General features: G+C 48.4%; 13 protein-coding genes, 1 tRNA gene and 1 rRNA gene. All 15 read right to left on the bottom strand.

Annotation, left to right across the window (positions count from 1 at the left end; genetic code table 11):
* Window positions 1-49: 49 nt before the first annotated feature.
* The 15 genes from B5D20_RS01775 to B5D20_RS01710 all read right to left on the bottom strand — a co-directional run bounded on the left by B5D20_RS01775 (window position 50) and on the right by B5D20_RS01710 (window position 18,601).
* Window positions 50-1,765, bottom strand: coding sequence for an aldehyde ferredoxin oxidoreductase C-terminal domain-containing protein (locus tag B5D20_RS01775; protein ID WP_078664517.1), 1,716 nt, complete (start codon window positions 1,763-1,765; stop codon window positions 50-52).
* 39 nt (window positions 1,766-1,804) lie between these two features.
* Window positions 1,805-2,971 carry an acyl-CoA dehydrogenase family protein gene (locus B5D20_RS01770; protein WP_078664516.1) on the bottom strand — a complete coding sequence of 389 codons (1,167 nt, stop codon included), beginning with the start codon at window positions 2,969-2,971 and terminating at the stop codon, window positions 1,805-1,807.
* Between the two features lie 43 nt (window positions 2,972-3,014).
* On the bottom strand, window positions 3,015-4,160 hold the full coding sequence (locus tag B5D20_RS01765; protein ID WP_078664515.1) for an acyltransferase: 1,146 nt from the start codon (window positions 4,158-4,160) through the stop codon (window positions 3,015-3,017).
* Complete coding sequence (locus tag B5D20_RS01760) at window positions 4,157-5,296, bottom strand: glycerate kinase (protein WP_078664514.1); 1,140 nt, start codon at window positions 5,294-5,296, stop codon at window positions 4,157-4,159. Before B5D20_RS01760 ends, B5D20_RS01765 begins: the two co-directional genes overlap by 4 nt.
* A gap of 468 nt (window positions 5,297-5,764) precedes the next feature.
* Window positions 5,765-5,902 (bottom strand): hypothetical protein, encoded by a 138-nt coding sequence (locus B5D20_RS13775; RefSeq protein WP_159071918.1) that lies wholly within the window; start codon window positions 5,900-5,902, stop codon window positions 5,765-5,767.
* 129 nt (window positions 5,903-6,031) lie between these two features.
* Window positions 6,032-7,270, bottom strand: coding sequence for a Wadjet anti-phage system protein JetD domain-containing protein (locus B5D20_RS01755; RefSeq protein ID WP_078664513.1), 1,239 nt, complete (start codon window positions 7,268-7,270; stop codon window positions 6,032-6,034).
* Between the two features lie 10 nt (window positions 7,271-7,280).
* Window positions 7,281-10,589: an ATP-binding protein gene (locus B5D20_RS01750; protein ID WP_159071919.1), complete on the bottom strand. Its 3,309-nt coding sequence runs from the start codon at window positions 10,587-10,589 to the stop codon at window positions 7,281-7,283.
* Window positions 10,586-11,191 carry a DUF4194 domain-containing protein gene (locus B5D20_RS01745; RefSeq protein WP_078664511.1) on the bottom strand — a complete coding sequence of 202 codons (606 nt, stop codon included), beginning with the start codon at window positions 11,189-11,191 and terminating at the stop codon, window positions 10,586-10,588. The genes B5D20_RS01750 and B5D20_RS01745 overlap by 4 nt, the downstream gene beginning before the upstream one ends.
* 4 nt (window positions 11,192-11,195) lie before the next feature.
* Complete coding sequence (locus tag B5D20_RS01740; protein ID WP_078664510.1) at window positions 11,196-12,650, bottom strand: Wadjet anti-phage system protein JetA family protein; 1,455 nt, start codon at window positions 12,648-12,650, stop codon at window positions 11,196-11,198.
* 92 nt (window positions 12,651-12,742) lie between these two features.
* Complete coding sequence (locus B5D20_RS01735; RefSeq protein ID WP_078664509.1) at window positions 12,743-13,054, bottom strand: nucleoside triphosphate pyrophosphohydrolase; 312 nt, start codon at window positions 13,052-13,054, stop codon at window positions 12,743-12,745.
* Between the two features lie 2 nt (window positions 13,055-13,056).
* Window positions 13,057-13,440 (bottom strand): HIT family protein, encoded by a 384-nt coding sequence (locus B5D20_RS01730; protein WP_078664508.1) that lies wholly within the window; start codon window positions 13,438-13,440, stop codon window positions 13,057-13,059.
* Window positions 13,440-15,803: a DEAD/DEAH box helicase family protein gene (locus B5D20_RS01725; protein ID WP_078664507.1), complete on the bottom strand. Its 2,364-nt coding sequence runs from the start codon at window positions 15,801-15,803 to the stop codon at window positions 13,440-13,442. Before B5D20_RS01725 ends, B5D20_RS01730 begins: the two co-directional genes overlap by 1 nt.
* Before the next feature lie 25 nt (window positions 15,804-15,828).
* Window positions 15,829-18,279, bottom strand: a complete 2,451-nt coding sequence (locus B5D20_RS01720; RefSeq protein ID WP_078664506.1) for a UvrD-helicase domain-containing protein — start codon at window positions 18,277-18,279, stop codon at window positions 15,829-15,831.
* 129 nt (window positions 18,280-18,408) lie between these two features.
* Window positions 18,409-18,525: ribosomal RNA gene (rrf, locus tag B5D20_RS01715) — 5S ribosomal RNA — on the bottom strand.
* A 1-nt stretch (window position 18,526) separates the two neighbouring features.
* Window positions 18,527-18,601, bottom strand: a tRNA-Asn gene (locus tag B5D20_RS01710).
* Window positions 18,602-18,703: the final 102 nt, after the last annotated feature.

Raw genomic sequence — 18,703 nt, 5'->3', positions numbered from 1 at the left:
TACCCCCCCGATTACCGGAATCAACTTCTTTCCACCTTGCATTATTTTCTCATCCGCTGCCCCCGGGACGAAAAAAATCACTAAACACCTCTGCCAGCTGGGATTGAGGCAAATCAAAAACTGTACCCGTTTCCGGCAAAACTTCTTCCCGGAAGAAGGCGGGCAGGTCATCATCCTCCGGTCCGAAGCCGGCCTGGCGGTTGAATTCCAGTTCCATGGCCAGTACCTCTTTGCCCAGCTCCAGCAAATCCCGCTCATGCCAGGTGTTGCCATTGAAGTAGGTGAGTTGCTGGGCCAGGGGATCCACGTTATCCGGCGTGGGACCAACAAAAATACATACTCCCAGGGCATCACAGGCAGCACTGATTATCTGCAGCTGCCGGCTTAAGTCCACCTGGCCAGCAGCTTGCTTTGTATCCAGACCACCCCGGCCTGGCAAACAGTTCCCGGCAGTATGATCCGCTCCCATGGGCGAGGTAGCATAGGTTACACCTGTTCCCTTGAGGGCCCGCGGATCATAGGCAGAGAGGCTCTGGCCCTTGACTGCAGGTACCCTTTTTACCCCCAGCACCTTGCCAACGGTAGCCGCTCCCTGTCCCAGCAGACGGCCCCGCACCGTCCCGGCCCCCACTTCTTTCAGCAATTCCTCCACCCCGGCAGTATCACCGAAGGCAAGCAGACCGCCTTCCATGGCTACCCCCAGAGCAGCGCCTGTTTCCATGGTATCCATGCCCAGGTCATCACAGAGCCGGTCAAAACGGGCAACGGCATCAATATCTCCAATCCCCAGGTTGGACCCCAGGAGACAGAGGGTTTCATATTCCAGTGCGGAAGTGAGATACTGGCCCTGTTCATCATGATAGATGTTGGAACAGCGGATAACACAGCCCCGGTGACAGGCATGAGCTGTGCGGCCACCCCGGGCGGTAGCCCTGGCCTCCAGTTCCTCTCCGGACAGTTTTTCCGCCAGTTCAAACCGTCCCTGTCGGTAATTGCGGGTGGGTAACCCGCCGATCCCATTGATGACATTAACCAGCATGGCAGTACCAAACCGGGTCAGGGCTTTTTTGCCCTTGATCAGCCCTTCCGACCAGGCCCGCATGGCAGCAGTAAATTGCTCCGGCTGAGCGGCGGGCCGGGAAACGCCATCCTTGCCCACCAGCACAATGGCCTTCAGCCCCTTGCTGCCCATCACTGCCCCCATGCCCCCGCGGCCGGCATGACGGGAAGGCAATCCTTCCCGGTTGGTCACCGCCACAGAAGCCACCGGCAAAGCCAGTTCCCCCACCGGTCCAATGCTGATTACCGCCGCTTCAGGCCCATATTCAGCCAGCAACCGGGCCGCCGTCTGGTAATTCCCCAGCCCAGCCAGCTGGGGCCGCAGTTCCAGAACTGCTCCATCGCCTTTTACCACCAGCACTGCTGGCCCATTCTCAGCCTTTCCTTCAATGATTATCCCGCGATAACCCAGCCGGGCCAGGCGCTGGGCCGCTGTTCCGCCTACATTGCTCTCTTTTATGGTGCCAGTTAAAGGGCTTTTGGCCCCGATGGACAAGCGCCCGGAACAGGGTACCCCGCTGCCTGCCAGCAAGCCCGCTGCCAGCACCAGTTTATTGCCTGGAGACAAGGGATCCACCTTTGGATTTACTTCTGCGCGCAACACAGCAGCGGTCAACGCCCTGCCCCCGTATTTTTGCCAGGCTTCCGGCAGATTTTCTTCCTTGATCATCTGACGTCCCAGGTCAATGCGTAACAGTTTATCCACTCCTATTACCCCCTTTTGTGCTGCCACAGCCCTTTAGTTTTAGAAGGGCCGGTTCACTCCGTTTTCCAGCAGCCACCTGGAGATAATTTCTCTCTGAATCTGGCTGGTTCCTTCTACAATTTGCAATTGTTTAGCATCCCGGATATAGCGCTCCAGGGGATAATCCTTCATATATCCGTAGCCTCCCAGCAGCTGGGCACAATCAATCGCCACCCGCATGGCCATATCGGTGGGATAAATCTTGGACATGGAGAGCAAACCGGCATATTCTCTGGTAATCTTACCTTGATCGATCAGGAAAGCTGCCTGATAAACCAGCAGGCGGGCCGCTTCGATTTGGGTAATCATGTCAGCCATCATCCAGCGCAGCCCTTGTTTATCCGCCAGGGGCCCGCCAAAGGCATGGCGTTGTTTGGTATATTCCAGGGCATAGGCCAGTGCCCCCTGAGCCAACCCCAGTCCCCGGGCTCCTACCACCGGCCGCATGGAATTGAGGGTTTGCATGGCAAGCTTGAAGCCTTCATTTTCCTGACCCAGCAGATTTTCTGCCGGTACCCGCACATTTTCAAAGATCACCTCACACAGAGGCACACCCCTTACTCCCATTTTGTTTTCATGCCGTCCGATGGAAAAGCCAGGGGTACTGGTATCGACAATAAAAGCCGACATACCGCGGTGTTTGGCTTCCGGTTTGGTTTTGGCGAAGACAGTGACATAGTCAGCCATGGAGGCCCCGGAAATAAACTGCTTACGGCCATTCAGGATATAATAGTCCCCGTCCCGGACAGCGGTCATCTTGATGTTAGCTGCATCAGAGCCAGCAGTAGGCTCGGTCAGACAGAAGGAAGCCCGTTTTTCACCTGTTGCCACCGGTGTAAGGTATTTTTTCTTCTGTTCCGGTGTCCCGGCAATGCGAATCGGCAATGTGGGTAAGTAGGTGAGTAACAGGATCAGGCCGGAGCTGCAACAGTATTTGGCCACTTCTTCAATGGCAATACAGAGCCCGGTAGCTCCCATCCCTGAGCCGCCGTATTCCTCCGGGAAGCTGACCCCCAGCAAACCCGTTTCCTTGAATACCTCCCAGATGTCATAGGGGTACTGACCGGTTTCATCGATTTCTGCCGCCCGCGGAGCCACTTTCTCCTCGGCGATGCGCCGTACCGTCTGGCGCAGCATTTGTTGTTCCTCGGTGAAATAGAAATTCATCCTTATTACCTCCATGTTCTGATTATCGAAACAATGTTCCTTTTTATAATAGTTCTATTCTTCCCCTGGAGCCATTGCCCATAACAAGTTTCCCGAAAGGCACGTACTGAGACAAATAGGCTAACAAAAAGGAGACAACCGCCGTTAATCCAAAACTTATCAGCGTCATTTCCAGATAATTGGACGGAGTAGCCCAGGTTAGCTGTTTGACAATATAGTCCAGGGCCAGGGCATGAACCAGATAGGCTCCAAAGGAATAGCGACCTATCCCGTTCAGAATTTGTTGAAGCAGTGGATTATATTTCGTCACTAATAAGGCTAACCCATAAATCAGCAGAATCGAGGAGACGGTATAAAAAAACATGGAGGGCTTTAAGCTAGTAGATATAGCCAGATTAACGACTCCGTTTCTTGCTCCCTGGAGAAGCTCTAAACTAATCCACAAGAATAGCCCGGCAAAAGCCACACTATTACCGGCCAGGGTGCGCAGCACAAGGTCACGCCATTTCACCAATGCAAAGGCCGCCAAGCTACCAAGAACAAAGTAAAAACTATAGTAAAGAAAATTTATAGACCTGTATTTGATAAAAATTAGCTGCAGCAAACTCGATTCAAATTTAAAATATCCACCCGGAACTATGTAAGCGGAAAACCCCATCAAAGCAGTATACAATAAAGCAGCCATTCCCAGTATTATGTACAGGCTTTTATAGCTCTGGACTCTTGGTCTCAGCCAGCGATAAATGGGCAATATCAAGGGATAGAAGAGATATACCTGAAAAATCATTACCACAAACCAGAGATGGTAAGCGGCACTACCCGTTGCCAGTTGTTGCATGAATCGTATCAACCCGGGAGAATCCAGAGGTAATTTCTCATAGTAATGGTAATAATACAACAACGACCAGAAGAGATAGGGAAACAAAATTTCCCGGCTCCGTTTTTTAATAAAACCTGCATAGTCAAGTTGCTCATAGTAATTGTAAAGCAATCCAACTCCGGAAATAAAGACAAACATCGGGACTGCAAATTTCACCAGATTAAACAGCAGTCCCAGAATCAGAGCCGCTTCCTGGTATATATCCGGTTTGCGGATAAAAATCCCAATCGCATGTTGCAAAACCACACCCAGAAAAGCGACTCCCCGTAATATATCTAACTCCGCAATTCTTTCCCTGTCAGTTGTCATCCGTTCCCCGCCTTCTTGATTGTTAAAATCCTGGCCACTTGTTCAGCCGTCTCTACCAGTAGCTCCCGGCCGCGTTCCATGGCTTCTGCCAGAGCCATCGGCCCACTGACAATAGAAAAGTAGGCGGTAATACCAGCAGTAAGGGTTTTTTCCGCCCCCGGCCCGATGGACCCGGCCAGCACAATTACGGGCTTACCTTTAGCCATAGCCGCCACTCCTACCGGAACTTTGCCATAAACCGACTGACCATCCAGCTGACCTTCCCCGGTGATAACCAGCTCTGCCCAATCTATCCACTCCTGCAACCGGCATTGCCGGGCAATCAAGGGAAAGCCCGGTTGCAAACGAGCTCCCAGGAAAGCCACCAGACCGCCACCCAGTCCCCCTGCCGCCCCGGCACCGGGTAAATCAGCAATTGCTACTCCCAGTTCTCCTTCCACTACTTTTGCCAGGCGAGTTAAACCTGCTTCCAGGATTTCCACCTGCTCAGCAGTTGCTCCTTTCTGCGGCCCATAGATCCGGCTGGCCCCCTGGGGACCAATTAACGGATTGGTCACATCACAGGCCACCAGGATTTCCACCTCTTTGATTCGAGGGTCAAGGCCCGAGAGGTCCACCTGCCACAGATTGACCAGGGCCCCTCCTCCGGGAGGCAATTCCCGGCCCTCCTGGTCCAGGAAGCGGGCCCCCAGGGCGGTAGCCATGCCCGTTCCGCCATCATTGGTGGCACTGCCACCGATACCAATAATCAGCCGCCGGCAACCGCGATCCAGGGCTGCCTTAATCAACTGGCCTGTACCAGAGGTAGTGGTCAGCAGGGGATTGCGTTCCGCTACCGGTACCAGATGTAGCCCGGAAGCAGCTGCCATTTCGATAACCGCTGTTCGGCCCTCATTCAGCAAGCCGTAAAAAGCCTGTACCGGCCGGTCCAGGGGGCCCCGCACAACGCAATCTACCTTTTCCCCGCCCACCGCGGTCAGCAGCGCCTCTACTGTCCCTTCACCCCCATCAGCAATGGGTATCAGTTTTATCTCATCCTGCGGCCGCACCCTTTGCCAGCCGCTCCGAATGGCTTCTGCCACCGCCGTGGCCGACAAACTTCCTTTAAAAGAATCAGGCACGATCAGTACTCTCATGATGACTATCACCCTTGCAAAAAATTTTTGTTTCGCTGTATATTATCTTATCCGCTGGAGACAATAATGAACGGAAAGGGTTCGTAATGGCCGAGCCAAGACTGTTACCGGGTCGCAAGGCTCAGTAATAGTCGGCCAAAGGTCAATACAGGGTCGGATAAGGCTCTGTATTGGTCGGCGGGCAGACTGTCCGGTGTCCTGTCAGGCTCTGTCATGGTCCGAAGGATCATGGCAGGGTCAAAAGGGATGCCTGGTGGTCGAGCTAAGATCATTCCAGGTTCCGCAGGCTCCTCAGCGGCGCTGGAGGTCGTATCTGGCCGAGAGGTCAGCTACGGCTTCTAAGGTACTTGTAATGGTCGAGCAAAGGTTATTGCAGGTTCCGTAATGGTTGTTTGCAGTCGAAAGATTGCAGGCAGCTATGCAGGGATTTGCAGTAGCTGTAGCGTAGGTCATTACGGGCTCTTTCTTTTATTTTGGGGAAGCTTGTTTTACCGGCGGTTTTTGCGCTGGGGGAGAATAAACGGGTTTTTGTGTTGTCGGCTGTGGGTTTAAGCCCCCTTTTTTTACGCTACCTTCTTCCAGTTTTAATGTAATTTTCGTTTCCATATATATCACCTCTCTATAAACATTATATCATTTGCTTAATTTGTTTGTATGAAATTAGGAATTTCTATACTTAAGTCGAATTTATCTCGTGATAAATATAATGCTGCTACACTGTATAACTTCTCCCCCCTACACAATTACCTCCACCGATTCCTGCTCCAGCCGGATTCTTTCCCGCAGCATTACCTCTATCACCTCGCGAAACGCCTCAAATCCTGGCTTATCCAGCAACCCCGCCAGGCGCCGGGCATAAGCATCACTGATGGCAAGGGCCAAATGGCGATGCCGCAGCAAGGTCTCGGAATCCATCAGATAGGGATTGAGCGGCAGTAAACTGTGTTCAGCCAGGTGGCGGAAAATATCAAAGCCGCCGTAATCGATATCCCCCCAGTGATAACAGGGAATCTCCCGGCCCTGCTCCAGCAGGCAACGCTGGATTTTCTGCAAAAACTCCCTCCGTAACCGGTTGTGGTAACCGCCCAGGTAGACTGCCACATATTGGCCCGGATGTTTGCGAATGAATTGATAAAAAGAAGTCAAATTCTCGATGGTGATGAGGAAGTCTGCCTGGACGTCCAGCACCTGCATATTTTGAATCAGCTGGGCAGAAAGACCCAGATCAGGCTGGAAAAGGCGGGTTTCCACTATCCCACCGGCTACTTGCAGGGTGAGGTTACCATGAACAAAAATATGCTGGGGATTGGCCACCAGACCAAATTCCGCCCAGACCTCCCGGGCCTCCTCCAGGCCCCAGCCCCCGTGAAAATCCCGCACTATCCGCAGGACCCTCTGAGCAATAGCCGCCCAGGCTTTACTATGTCCCAGCACCCGCAGGCTGAATACCCGCTCGGGCGTTTCTTCCTGTAGCTCTGTCAGGGCCTGCAGGGCAGTCAGAACCCGGTCGGCTATTTCCATGTCATGCAAGTCCAGATATGGACTAATGCCTTCCCGAAGCAGCAGCCGCTCCTCCAGCCAGGCCAGAAAGTTTTCCAGCCAGGCGGGACCCTGGCCCCGGTAATTGCGGACCAGGGCCAGCATACTCTCTTCCCGGCTCTGGCGCGGCGTACGCCTGAGCAGATGAAAGGCAGTGGGTAAGCCTTCTATTCTCAGGGCCACTTTCTGGATGAGATTGCCTTCCTCATGTTTCACCCAGAAAATCTCGATTACCCCTGCTTCAGCCAAATGGATCATATCGCTGTTAATTTCCTCTTTCTGCCGGGCTGAAGTATCATCAAAATAGGCTGGCAAGGTCCGGGGAGTAAATCGGTAAAATAGCCGGCGGGGCCTGGTGCTGGTGCCCCGGTAACTGCCGCTGTTTTCATATTTGTCTAAAAGAGTATGCAGAATCTGACGGCTATGCTGATTCATCGCTGACCTCCTAACGGCGGAGCATCTCTTCCTTCAGCACTTTATAATCCTCGATCCAGCTGCTATGGCCATCCCGCATCACTAATAAGGTGGTGCCGACATAGGGGGCAATATATTCACATTTATCGGTAGGAGCAGCGATCAGGGCCTGTAAGCCCAGGTCCCGCAAAAAGCGCAGGAAATTTTCCACCCGGTCGCTGTCCATGCGGTTAAAGGCTTCATCAAACATAACCAGGCGCGCCGCCGCCCGATTGTGCTTCAGCCGGTATAATTGCAGGAAGGAAGCTACAATCGCTACATAATAGGGAGTTTGGGTCTCACCACCGGATTTCTCCCGACAAACCTTAGAAAAGGTAGAAACCTCGCCATTGGCATGGTAAATCTTAATATCATAATCCAGAAAAGTGCGATAGTCAGTAAACAACTCCACGTTTTCTTTTACCGCTTCCAGGTGCTGATTTTCCATGCGCTCAAACAGCTCGTCCATGGCTTCCCGGTGCCGTTCCCGGAAATGAGAAGCAAAAAGGGATTCGCCACCGCCCAGCAAATCAGTGTCCATAATCATATCATAAAACCGCTTGTACTTCTGGCTGGGAGTAACCAGAAAGCGGTATTTGTCAGAACCAAAAGCAATATCTTTCAGGGCATCATTGAGGGTGTTGAACTGTGATTGAGCCAGTTCAATATTTTCCTTTAGTTTGTAGATGAAATGTTCCTTAAATTCCTCCTCAGCCTCTTTTTGAGCCTGAAGGATTTTTTCCTCGTATTCCGGTAACTCGCTGTCCGCCAGCTTTTGATATTCCGCCCGGTATTCCGCGATATCGTTCCCGTCAATCCGGCCACCGAAATGCCACCGGTTGTTGTACTGGCTCTGCAAGCTCATTAACTGCTGCTGTTTGGTATTGATCTGGGTTAGCAGGCCCTGGTAGTTGATGCGAAAACTTTCCGCCACTTCCCGCGGCTTTTTGCGGGCCAGCTCTTTCTGCAAACTTTCCTCACCCCGGACCGCCAGTTCGGGATAACGCCTTTTGAACTCTTCCCATTCCGCTTCTGCTGCCTCGGCTTGCAGCTTTAACTCCAGCTGCAGATTACGGGCCCGCTTCAATGCTTCTTCTGCCGCCCCTGCTTCCCGGTTGCGTAAATTAATCTGTTCCCGCACCTGTTTCAGTTCCGCCTGCCGCAAAGCCAGTTGACCCTGCAGAGCCTCCAGATCCGAGCGATCCATCCGGTCCAGCTCTGCCCGTTTAGCAGCCAGTTCATCTCGTATCGCCGCCAGGCGGGTAATAGCAGATAAGCGGTCTGTTAATTTGGCGTAGCTGCCTTCTTTATACGCCGTTTCCCGCCGCCAGCTTTCCCGCTCCGCCAGCATAGCAGCCAGCTGTTCCCGTTCCCGTACCAGTTCAGCCAGTTCCCCTTCCTTTTTGGCGATTTGTTTGGGAATAGCTTTTTCACCGATATAAGGGGTTTCATAGACTTTAAAGTTAATCTGACGAGCAGTATTGTTCTGGTAAGTCATACAGGTGGGAGTGATGGCCCGGCGGTGATATTTCAACTCCTGTTCTGTTTCACATTTGATTACATTGCCCAGTAACTGGTTGACATAACCACGAGCATAAGGATTATCCGTCAGTACTTCTTCAGCCAGGGCATTGGCTTCCACGCGGTCGATAAATTTTTCCACCGCCCGGGTATTAACCAGGCCCACACCGGAAATCCCTTTCTGCCTTTTATAGCGTTCATACAGGGTCAGGGCATAGTCAAAATACCGGGGTTCCACCAGCAGATCGAAGCGCTGGGTATTTAAAAAGCCTTCGACGGCATCCCGCCATTTTTCATCCCTGATTTCCAGCAATTCGCAGAGAATCGATACTTCCACTTCCAGCCCCTTATCCTGGCGGAAGCCCTGGCGAATCACGGCCTGTAAATCGGTAATCCGCCGGTCATAGGCAAACCGTCCCTGGCGCAACTGGGCCAGTTCTGACCGTAACTTTTCTTCCCTTTCTGTCAGTTCCTGCAACCGGCCTTTCAGGGTCCAGATCTCCTGGTCCAGCCGGGCCTGGACCTCTTTGAGGGCAGCCAAACCGGCCGCCAGAACCGCTGCCGCTTCCTCCCCGCCCTGGCCCTGACTCAAGGCCGTCAGGAGAGGCGGCAAAGGAGCCAGGGTCAGTTTTTCTGATTCAGTTAGACAATTGGCTGCCAGCAAGCGCCGCAGAGAAGCCAGCTCAGCAGCGGCAAGTTCCTGCAGCATTTGCCTGTCCTGCTCCAGCCGTTTTTCCTCCACCTCCAGCCAGCTGATCTCCCTTTCCAGGTCTTTAATCAACTGGTAAGTGCTACTGGCAGCCAGTGCTTCCCGGTAGCCGTTACATTCCCCTTCCAGAACCTCTTCCCGGTTGGCCAGCCCGGCCAGCTCGCTTTTGATCCGGTTTAAATCTTCTTCTTTCCGGGCGCTGTCGCGCAGATTGGCTTCCAGCTCAGCCCTGAGACCGACGGCAGTAGCCCCTTTGATGATATACTCCTGCATCCGGGCCGTCTCCTGCTGGTTCCGGATTTCCTGATACCGGTCCAGAATCGCAGTCAGGTCCTCAATCTTTTCTCTGGTCTGCCGGGCCAGATTGCGGTATTCGCTGTAACGGCGGAAGTTTTCCACCATGGCCTCGATCTGAATGGGTTTGGCATCCAGGACATAATTGTAGACAAACTCCCGGATATCGGTAATGGGCTTAAAGGAAATGGCTTTGACCAGCAGCTCAAAAAAACGTTCATTTAAAGAACCCAATTTTTGCAGCAAATCCCGCCGATACTGGTCAGCGGAAGGATAAAGGGTAGCACCGGACAATTTTTTTAAATGGTCCCGAAAGACCTTGATATTCCTCGGTCGTCTGGTGCCGGGCAGGAAAAACAACTCATCCGCAAGGGCCTGGTTTTCAATTTTAAAAAAGCGGCTGTCCCAGTTGATGTCATCGGCATAGGAATCAGCCACCACCCCCAGCAGAAAGGGCTTTTGTTTGTCAGTATCAAAAAATTCCAGGACCACAAAAGAAGTAATATCCCCCTGGCGCAAAAACTTCCTGCCATCACTGCGGTCATTGCCGGTTTTACAGCGCAAATAGCCCAAAAGATCCCGTTTGGTCTCATCATGGGCAGAAACATTGAATTTGATTTTGCGCAAATCAGCCACCAGCACATATTGCATGGCATCCAGAATGGTAGACTTTCCCGAGCCATTGTCCCCGGTCAAAAGTACACTGTTCTTGATACGAATGGTTTCATTGGTAAAATAATGCCAGTTGATCAGTTTAATCCCCGTCAAGTCTTTCATTCTGCTTCTCCTTCTTCCCCATCTTCCCCATAGGCGCTCAGTCGCTCGTAAACCTGGCGCACATCCTCCACCCTGACTGCCAGCAAAATAGCCGGATAGATCAGGAGGCGGCATTCCGGGTCGGTCACATCCCCATCCAGAACCTCCAGCAGATGAAAACGCTTAAACAGGGCCAACCCTTCCCGCAAAGACTTTTTATTGATAGGCCGTTTGCTGATTTTCAGGGCAGCATATTTTTCCTGCAACTCCCTCACCCGGAAACTAACGTGTTCAGATAGATGCAGCTCCTTGCGTTTTTCCTCATAGATCAACCGGATGAGCAGAAGAATAATGCTCTCCTCCAGCTTCAGCCGCAAGCGATTGAAGTCCTGACTGTTGACAGCCTGGTAAACGCCGTGGACAGCATCATGTCGCAGCTCCCAGCCGGCCAGGGCCAAATACTGGTGAAACATTTCCTCATGCCGTTCGATGAAATAATAATCCCGGCGCTGGTCGGGATGCTTTTTATTGACAAAAGTCACCGCAAGTAATAAATTTACCACCCGGTTAAATTCCCCTTTATCACTGTTATTCAATCCCTCATAACGGGTATACCAGTTCATCCTGTTATCTTCCCTTCCGCCGCCGGATGACGATATTTTTGAATTCAAAAGCTCCTTCTGCCGCTGTTACCCGCGGTCCACTATACTCCACCCGGTAGTCCACCCGCTGTGAACGGCCATAGACTGCCGTGTAAATCAATTTGAGGTAATCCTCCATGGCCTCGATACCCAGCTCTTCGGCCCGGATCATCTCCCGTTCGCCCAGTTTCTCCAGCACATAGCGGTTGATTTTGTCCCGGGTCAGCTTTTCCGCCAGGCGCGCCTGCAGTTCCGCCACCCGTTGGGCCCGAACCCGCTCGTCCACTGTAACCGCTTCCACCACTTCTGCCGGCTGGTGCTGTCGCGCTGCCCGGCGGGGAGTATAAAGGGATTTTTCATCCAGATAAGACTGGCTGTACAGGCTGAACAGTCCAGCCATGGCCGCTGGCAAATCATCATCTCCCCGGGCTGCCTGTTCGGTTAACAACTGGGCCAGGTACTGCAAAAGGGAAAGAATTTGCCCCTCCAGGTTCTGGCTGCTGTTCAGCCGGTACTGAATCTGCAACAGAGAGGCACTGGCATACTGGGAATTGCGCCGATCGATTTCCTCCAGCAGTTGATCCAGGTTGAGGTAGGTTTGTCGGATAAAATCCATGCGCCCATAAATCAGCTCTCGCGCCTCCTCTATGGTCAGCTCCCCCTGGCGCCGGCGCTGCACCTCATGGACTGCCGCTTCCTGTACCCAGTTTTCATCATTGTACCACTGGTTGATCCTGTCCACGATTTTAGGCCGATAGCGGGAAACGTTATCCGATGTTTTCAACCGGTGATAACTGCGGTCCAGAATCTCCGCCTTATAATCTTCAAAATGCAGGCGCAAGATGGCCTTCGGATCCAGTTCATCCTGAACCCGTTCAATATAGCGCTTGATATTATGACTTAACGCCTTCAGCCCGTTGAGCAGGGCTTCCGTCTGCTCATAGGCCTTTTCCAGGGCCATGGCCCCCTGCCGGCTGGCCTCCTCGGTGTAAAGTAAAGTATAGGTAGCAAATACATAACCCTGGTATTCCGCCCGGTGGTTTTTGCGGATTTTGTCCAGCAAGTCCAGGATTTGAATGGCATAATCGGTGAGATTGATATATTCTTCATAATTGACCAGGGTTTCTCTGGTAATCCAGCCCGTTTCCTCCAGTTTGCGCAAAACAAAGCTGGCCCGGTCCCGGGGCGAGCTGCCCAGGTCCAGGCTTTCTTCCCAGACGCTTTCATCGAGCAGACGGGTAAATTGTTCATCTTCCGCCTTTTCCTCCAGGTAATCAATGATGATATCCAGCAAAACTTCCCTGGATAAACCGAAATTGGTCAACCGGTACTGGTGGAAAATGCGGAAGAGGATATTAGCATAGTCCTCTTTGAGGGGGCTGGCCAGGACGCTGAAAAATTTTTCAGGAATAACAGCGAAGAGGTTTAGCTCTGGCTTCATTAGAACCTTCCTTTTTGGCGATTTGTCAGTATTTTTAGTTCGCCCTGATGAAAGTGGATTCCTTCTTAAATTATCGATTTAAGCAACAATTATCAATATGTTCCAATCAAAACCACCCCTCTCCTAAACCCCCCTCGTTCCTCTGCCTTCTTTCTTGCCAGCTCCAATAACTCATCCCTGCTTATCCCTTTCCTCTCGGCTATAGCAAACAACACCTCCAGCAGGTCGGCAATCTCCTCCACACTCCCGCTCTCCTTATACTCCTGCCATTCCTCCAGAAGTTTCTCTTCCAGCAGCTGGATCACTTTCTCATTATCCTCCACCACTTCATACTCCACCTTTTTGCCGGTCTGTTCAATGATTTCTGGTATTCGATCTCTCACCAGTTTGTTATAAACCTTCATCTCTACAGTTCCTCCACATAAGGTACTAAATTTGGCTTCAAGTTTCTTATCCCACCGCGGGGCTTATCCACATCCCCCTGATAACGGGGAATGACATGGACATGCAGATGCATGATAGTCTGTCCAGCTACTTGCCCTACGTTTATTCCAACATTATAGCCATCGGGCTTGAATTGCGTTTCAAGTATCCTTTTTACTTCCTGTAACAAATCATAAATAGCCATTATTTCTTCTCCAGTCGCCTCAAAAAAATTTGCAAAATGACGCTTGGGAATTACCAGCGTATGCCCAGGATTAACAGGAAACTTGTCAAAAATAGCAACTGCAAGCTCATTTTCAGCAATAAAGGTTTCTTTCGGCAGCTGACAAAAAATACAATCCATCATTACTCACCCCTTCTATATCGTGTCGCAAAATACTCAGTGCTGCGCCAGGTCAAAATATCCCTGACATGTTCCGCCAATAACGGACTAATATGTTCCACAATGGAACTGTCTAAGGTAAATACCTGGTTAATTTCATCGAAGTGGAAAAACCGGCCTTGCGATAAGTAAAAAACCGGATTACGGATTGCCAGTCGGGCCAGTTTTTCATCATCCCAGTTTCTCCAGGTTCTGGTGGTTTTGTCCCTGACCATATCCTGCTCATGTACTGGATCAGAATAATATTCACGCCATACATGTATCAGCCTTGATTTATTTACACTGTGTAATAACCTATCGTCTTCAATAAAGCTGAGCAAAGTAGGAATTTTATACGACTTAGTCATACTGGTTTTCTCCAGTTCTCTTAAAAATGCAGCAACATTATTGTTAAGCCAGTTTTGCTCTTCTGCTGTCAGTTGGTCGATACTGGCCAAAAAACCCAGCCAGCCGTCCATATTAAGGAAGTGGCGAAGGGGTATATCGCTGCCAAGGTAAATATCCAGTCTTGTGGGCCGGCGCCCCAACTCATCCTGAAGCCGCCAGAACTCGTCTTTAAGCCTTTGTGTCAGCGGATCCCGTTTCCGCAGTTCCTGGAAAAGGTCAATGAGTTTGAAATCAAAATTTACTATACAGCCTTCTGGAAAATCAATTTCATGAGGTAATCTAAATTTCTTCCCCTCAACAGCCATGGGGTTTTTCCCAGCTAATAAATAAGGAATATGATGGGCTCGCTTATAGTTACCGATGAAATCCAACACCGTCAGATATTCTTTATTTTCTGCCTTACGCAAACCTCGACCCAGCTGCTGTAAAAAGACAACATATGACTCAGTCGGTCGTAAGAACATAACCATATCTACTGTTGGAATATCTACGCCTTCATTAAACATGTCGACGGTAAAAATTACCTTGAGTTTGCCTTCCACCAGCTGGCTAATTGCTTCCTGTCGGGGCAGATAGTATCTGGACTCAGAAGGCCCACTGTGTACCACCGCAGCCGGAACCTTATGCTGATTAAAATATTCCGCCATATACTCTGCATGACGAATACCCGCACAGAAACCTATTGCCTTCTCTTTCTGAAACATTTTATACTTTTCTAGAACCAGACCTGCTCTGCGATTTTGTGAAAGGGCTGCTTCCAGTTGTTTAATATCATAATGACCATTTCTGAAAGCGATTCGGTCATAATCAGTATCATCATAAAAAGCATAATAGCGGAAAGGTACCAGCAGTCCACGATTAATGGCATCAGCCAGGTAAATTTCATAAACAACATTATTGTCGCAGAGAGCAAAAATATCCCTATTATCCATCCGGTACGGAGTTGCCGTAAGTCCCAATAAAAACTTGGGCCTGAAGTAATTTAGCACACGTAAATAGCTATCAGCCGCTGCATGATGAAATTCATCCACAACAATGTAGTCAAAATAGTCGGGAGAAAACACTTCCGGCTTTAAATAACGTTCTTGGCCCAGGGTTTGCACAGTTGCAAAAAGCAGCTCAGCATCAAGCGTTTTCTCCTGCCCAGAGAAAAAGCCAGTCTTTGCTCCAGGACGAACTTTAGCGAAGCTAGCCTCTGCCTGTCGTAAAATCTCTTCTTTGTGGGCTAGAAACAGCACTCTGGCATATTTTTTACTATCAAAAGCCGCAAGATATGTTTTGCCTATACCTGTTGCAGCAACCACTAACCCTTTTTTATAGCCATTTCTTCTGCACTCAGCCAAATTATATAAAGCTTCAATCTGTGCCCCTCTTGGCCTTACTATTTCTTCCGTCTGTGGACGGTCTTCGCTAAAAATAGTCCTGCGCCAGTTTGCAGCATATTCCATCAAAACTTCATCCGTAACCTTCTCCGACTGCCTTTCAAATAACCGGTCAAAGGCGGCAACAAACTGAGCATAATCTTCAGGAGCCACCTGCTCCTCCAACCGGAAATTCCATTCTACCCCATTAGTTAACGCGGAGCGGGAAAGATTAGACGAACCTATATAGATTACCCCAGCCTTTTTCTTTTCAATAATGTAAGCCTTAGGGTGAAAAGAGACATTTTGTCGGTTAAAAAAACGGATATCCAGGCTGTCTCCTAGTTCTTTTTTCAGCAAGTAAACTGCCGACGGTTCAGTTATATTAAGATATCGTCCGGTTAAAATGCGAATTGGGACTCCCTTTGCAGCCAGGGTTTTTAAGTCATTTACCAGCAATTCAGCTCCTTGCTCCATTAGAAAAGAAACAATTAGTTTTACCATTTTAGCTTCCTGTAAATCTTTAGATAGATAATATATTAGGCCATGCTCTTCTCCGGTAATTGCATTTCCCGGCATCGGCTTGCCCCCTTGGCTCTCAAAATTAGACAAGTTTTATTATCCCTATCACAACTCCTATAATTTGTGCTTTTGTATCCTGGACTAGAATAGGCTCATAATTTTTATTTTCCGGCATCAGAATAACACTATTTCCCATTGGAACGTAACGTTTTAGAGTAGCTTCTTCTCCTAAAGCAACAACTACTATATCACGATTTTGAGCTGTTGTTTGTCTTTGTACAAGTACCATATCCCCACTTGCAATGTTGGCTCCAATCATTGAGTCCCCTTTTACCTGGAGTATAAAATACTCGTTTGCTTTATTAAACCATTCCTCCGGTAATAACATCTCTTTTAAAGGCTCTTCAAAAATCTCAGTGGGGTTACCAGCAGCAACACTACTGTAAACATTTATTGCTGATAATTGAGCAAAATCATATTTTTCTGAGTAAGCATCCTGGCTTCTAACAACTAGTTCATCCGGGTTATCCTGATCTAACTCCAAAATGAAAGTCCTGTTTCGTTTCAAATCGTGGAACTCGTACCTGATAATATATTCAGGCAACATCCATGAGCCGAACTCGGGAATATCATCGATCATTTGCAGGTCTTTATCAAGAAAAACCATTTCATTTCCATCAGTTAATAAACCATATTGACAATTTTTTTCATTACTCATATAACTTTTTAATTGTTCCAAGCCATTATGCAAGCCTCTTCCTAAAGCCTTTACTTCAGCAAAAATATAAGGTATTCGCAAATTTTTACGATATATTGATACGACTATATCAACAAGACCAACTTTAGAAAAAGAATTTACCTGATATTCAACGTCCAACAAAGCTAAAGGATATTTATATTTTTCTTGCAGCTCATTGATCAACCATTGCCTTACTTGTTCTTCTCGTGAAAAAAGATCGATAATTTTTTCTTTAAATTGGTATTTTTCAATCGGTATCTGATAATAACAGCCAATTTTAGCTCGAGGCGAAAGGCGCAAAAACTCGCAATTTATTTCTTGCAAAAATTTAGATGGCTGGCCACTACAAGTCAAATATAACATATCATTTGCTCTGGTCATTCCTACATAAAGCAGTTTTCTGTCTGTTGTTTCCTGTACCAACCGCCCTTCTTCGTCTGCATAAGATATGTATGGTATAATGCCTGAATTAAGTCCAATAATAAATACAACTTTGAACTCTAATCCCTTTACAGAATGGATTGTTACCAGTTTTATACCCTCATGTTCAAAATCCATCTCTTTACGTTCAAATATATTTGCCGTAATTTGAGCTTTATCCAACTGTTCTTTAATATATCTGAGCTGCTCTTTATTTTTCGCAATTATAGCTATGTCTTTAGGATTATAAGCTTTCAATACATATTGACCCAGCTCACGAACGATATACTCTGCTTCATCCTGGGGAGAAGTAAAATATCGTCTTACAGGAAAATTTCCCTGTCTATCTATTAAAGATGGTTGAACAAAGTTCTCATCCTCGATAATCTCAGGGTCCTTTTCAATTAGACTGTAAGCCGCTTTAGCAATTTGGGCTGTTGTACGATAATTCTTGGATAACGAGTAACTCCTACCTGTCATATCAAAACCAATACTGGCAAAGCTCCTGCCCTTAACTAACCATGAGTGTGGATAAATACTTTGTGCTGTATCAGCAATAAAACATATACTGGAATAATCTTTTTCATTATAAAGCAATTTAAGTAACTCTAATTGTACCCGTGTCAAATCTTGACTTTCATCAATAATTATATGCGTATACTTTTTATCAACTTTAGTTTTCGCCTGCTTCAAAGCATACAACGCCATATCCTTAAAATCCACGTATCCGCTGCTTCTTAATTTTTCATTATACAGTTTCATTAATTCAAAAATTGCTCTTCTAGTCTCCGAGTTTTTGGGCAACTTCTTAGGTCCATCACTGCCCTGCTTCCCCATGCGACCCAGGCGATCTGCATTTTGATATTCTTCTAGTTCAAGATAATTACAGGATTTTATCCAATCAATTTCATCATATAAAAAAATTATATGTTGCTGATCAAGTAGTGAAATATTCGAATATTGTCTCTTTAACTCATTTATTGTCTGAGCCAGATATGTATATGCTAACCTTTTATCAGTTAATAAATTAAATCTAACATTATTACAAAGCTGATATTGCTGAAAGTATTTGTAAACCAGGCTATCAATATTAATAATCTCAACCCTTGCATTTTCAGGGCTAAAAAGACTTGGATATGGTAATTTATCCTCATCGTTAACCCTGTCATATAAATATTTTATATAATTTGTGAGTGTTTTAGTAAAAGTCACCAGAAGTACATTGTCATCCGGCTGATAACAATAATAATTAAGCAAAAAAGGGATCCGATAGACCGCAACTGTAGTTTTACCAGAACCAGCTACTCCTTTAATTAAACATTGACCATTTGGTTTTAGCTGAATTAATTTTCTTTGCTCCAAATTTAATTCCATATCGGTCTCCCCCCATTCCCTGTCAGATATATCAATTCGACAAATTCCAAGCAATTCCTTTTATTTTCCTTACCTGAAACTGCGATGAAATGCAAAACCCCTCTGATCTTCTGATCAGAGGGGTTCTTTGTCCGGCAGCGACCTACTCTCCCAGGACCCTGCGGTCCAAGTACCATCGGCGCTGGTGGGCTTAACTGCCGTGTTCGGTATGGGAACGGGTGTTGCCCCACCGCCATTGCCACCGGACTGGCTCCCCGAGCAGGACTCGAACCTGCAACCTACCGGTTAACAGCCGGGCGCTCTACCATTGAGCTATCGGGGAACATTATTCAATTCAAGGGATTGCTCCCTCAAAACCGCACAGAGTTCTTTTGAGGTTAAGACCTCGACCTATTAGTACCGGTCCGCTCAAAGCCTTGCGGCT

The organism is Carboxydocella sporoproducens DSM 16521, assembly GCF_900167165.1.
In the GTDB taxonomy this organism is placed as follows: domain Bacteria; phylum Bacillota.
Note: the sequence above shows the minus strand (reverse complement) of the source record. Positions and strands in the feature narration are given on the sequence as shown.

What these genes read in the sequence shown, in the direction of transcription:
- B5D20_RS01725 (WP_078664507.1), bottom strand. Translation starts at nt 15,803, where the DNA reads ATGCCGGGAAATGCAATTACCGGAGAAGAGCATGGCCTAATATATTAT.
- B5D20_RS13775 (WP_159071918.1), bottom strand. Translation starts at nt 5,902, where the DNA reads ATGGAAACGAAAATTACATTAAAACTGGAAGAAGGTAGCGTAAAAAAA.
- B5D20_RS01760 (WP_078664514.1), bottom strand. Translation starts at nt 5,296, where the DNA reads ATGAGAGTACTGATCGTGCCTGATTCTTTTAAAGGAAGTTTGTCGGCC.
- B5D20_RS01770 (WP_078664516.1), bottom strand. Translation starts at nt 2,971, where the DNA reads ATGAATTTCTATTTCACCGAGGAACAACAAATGCTGCGCCAGACGGTA.
- B5D20_RS01735 (WP_078664509.1), bottom strand. Translation starts at nt 13,054, where the DNA reads ATGAAGGTTTATAACAAACTGGTGAGAGATCGAATACCAGAAATCATT.
- B5D20_RS01730 (WP_078664508.1), bottom strand. Translation starts at nt 13,440, where the DNA reads ATGATGGATTGTATTTTTTGTCAGCTGCCGAAAGAAACCTTTATTGCT.
- B5D20_RS01745 (WP_078664511.1), bottom strand. Translation starts at nt 11,191, where the DNA reads ATGAACTGGTATACCCGTTATGAGGGATTGAATAACAGTGATAAAGGG.
- B5D20_RS01740 (WP_078664510.1), bottom strand. Translation starts at nt 12,650, where the DNA reads ATGAAGCCAGAGCTAAACCTCTTCGCTGTTATTCCTGAAAAATTTTTC.
- B5D20_RS01755 (WP_078664513.1), bottom strand. Translation starts at nt 7,270, where the DNA reads ATGAATCAGCATAGCCGTCAGATTCTGCATACTCTTTTAGACAAATAT.
- B5D20_RS01765 (WP_078664515.1), bottom strand. Translation starts at nt 4,160, where the DNA reads ATGACAACTGACAGGGAAAGAATTGCGGAGTTAGATATATTACGGGGA.
- B5D20_RS01750 (WP_159071919.1), bottom strand. Translation starts at nt 10,589, where the DNA reads ATGAAAGACTTGACGGGGATTAAACTGATCAACTGGCATTATTTTACC.
- B5D20_RS01720 (WP_078664506.1), bottom strand. Translation starts at nt 18,279, where the DNA reads ATGGAATTAAATTTGGAGCAAAGAAAATTAATTCAGCTAAAACCAAAT.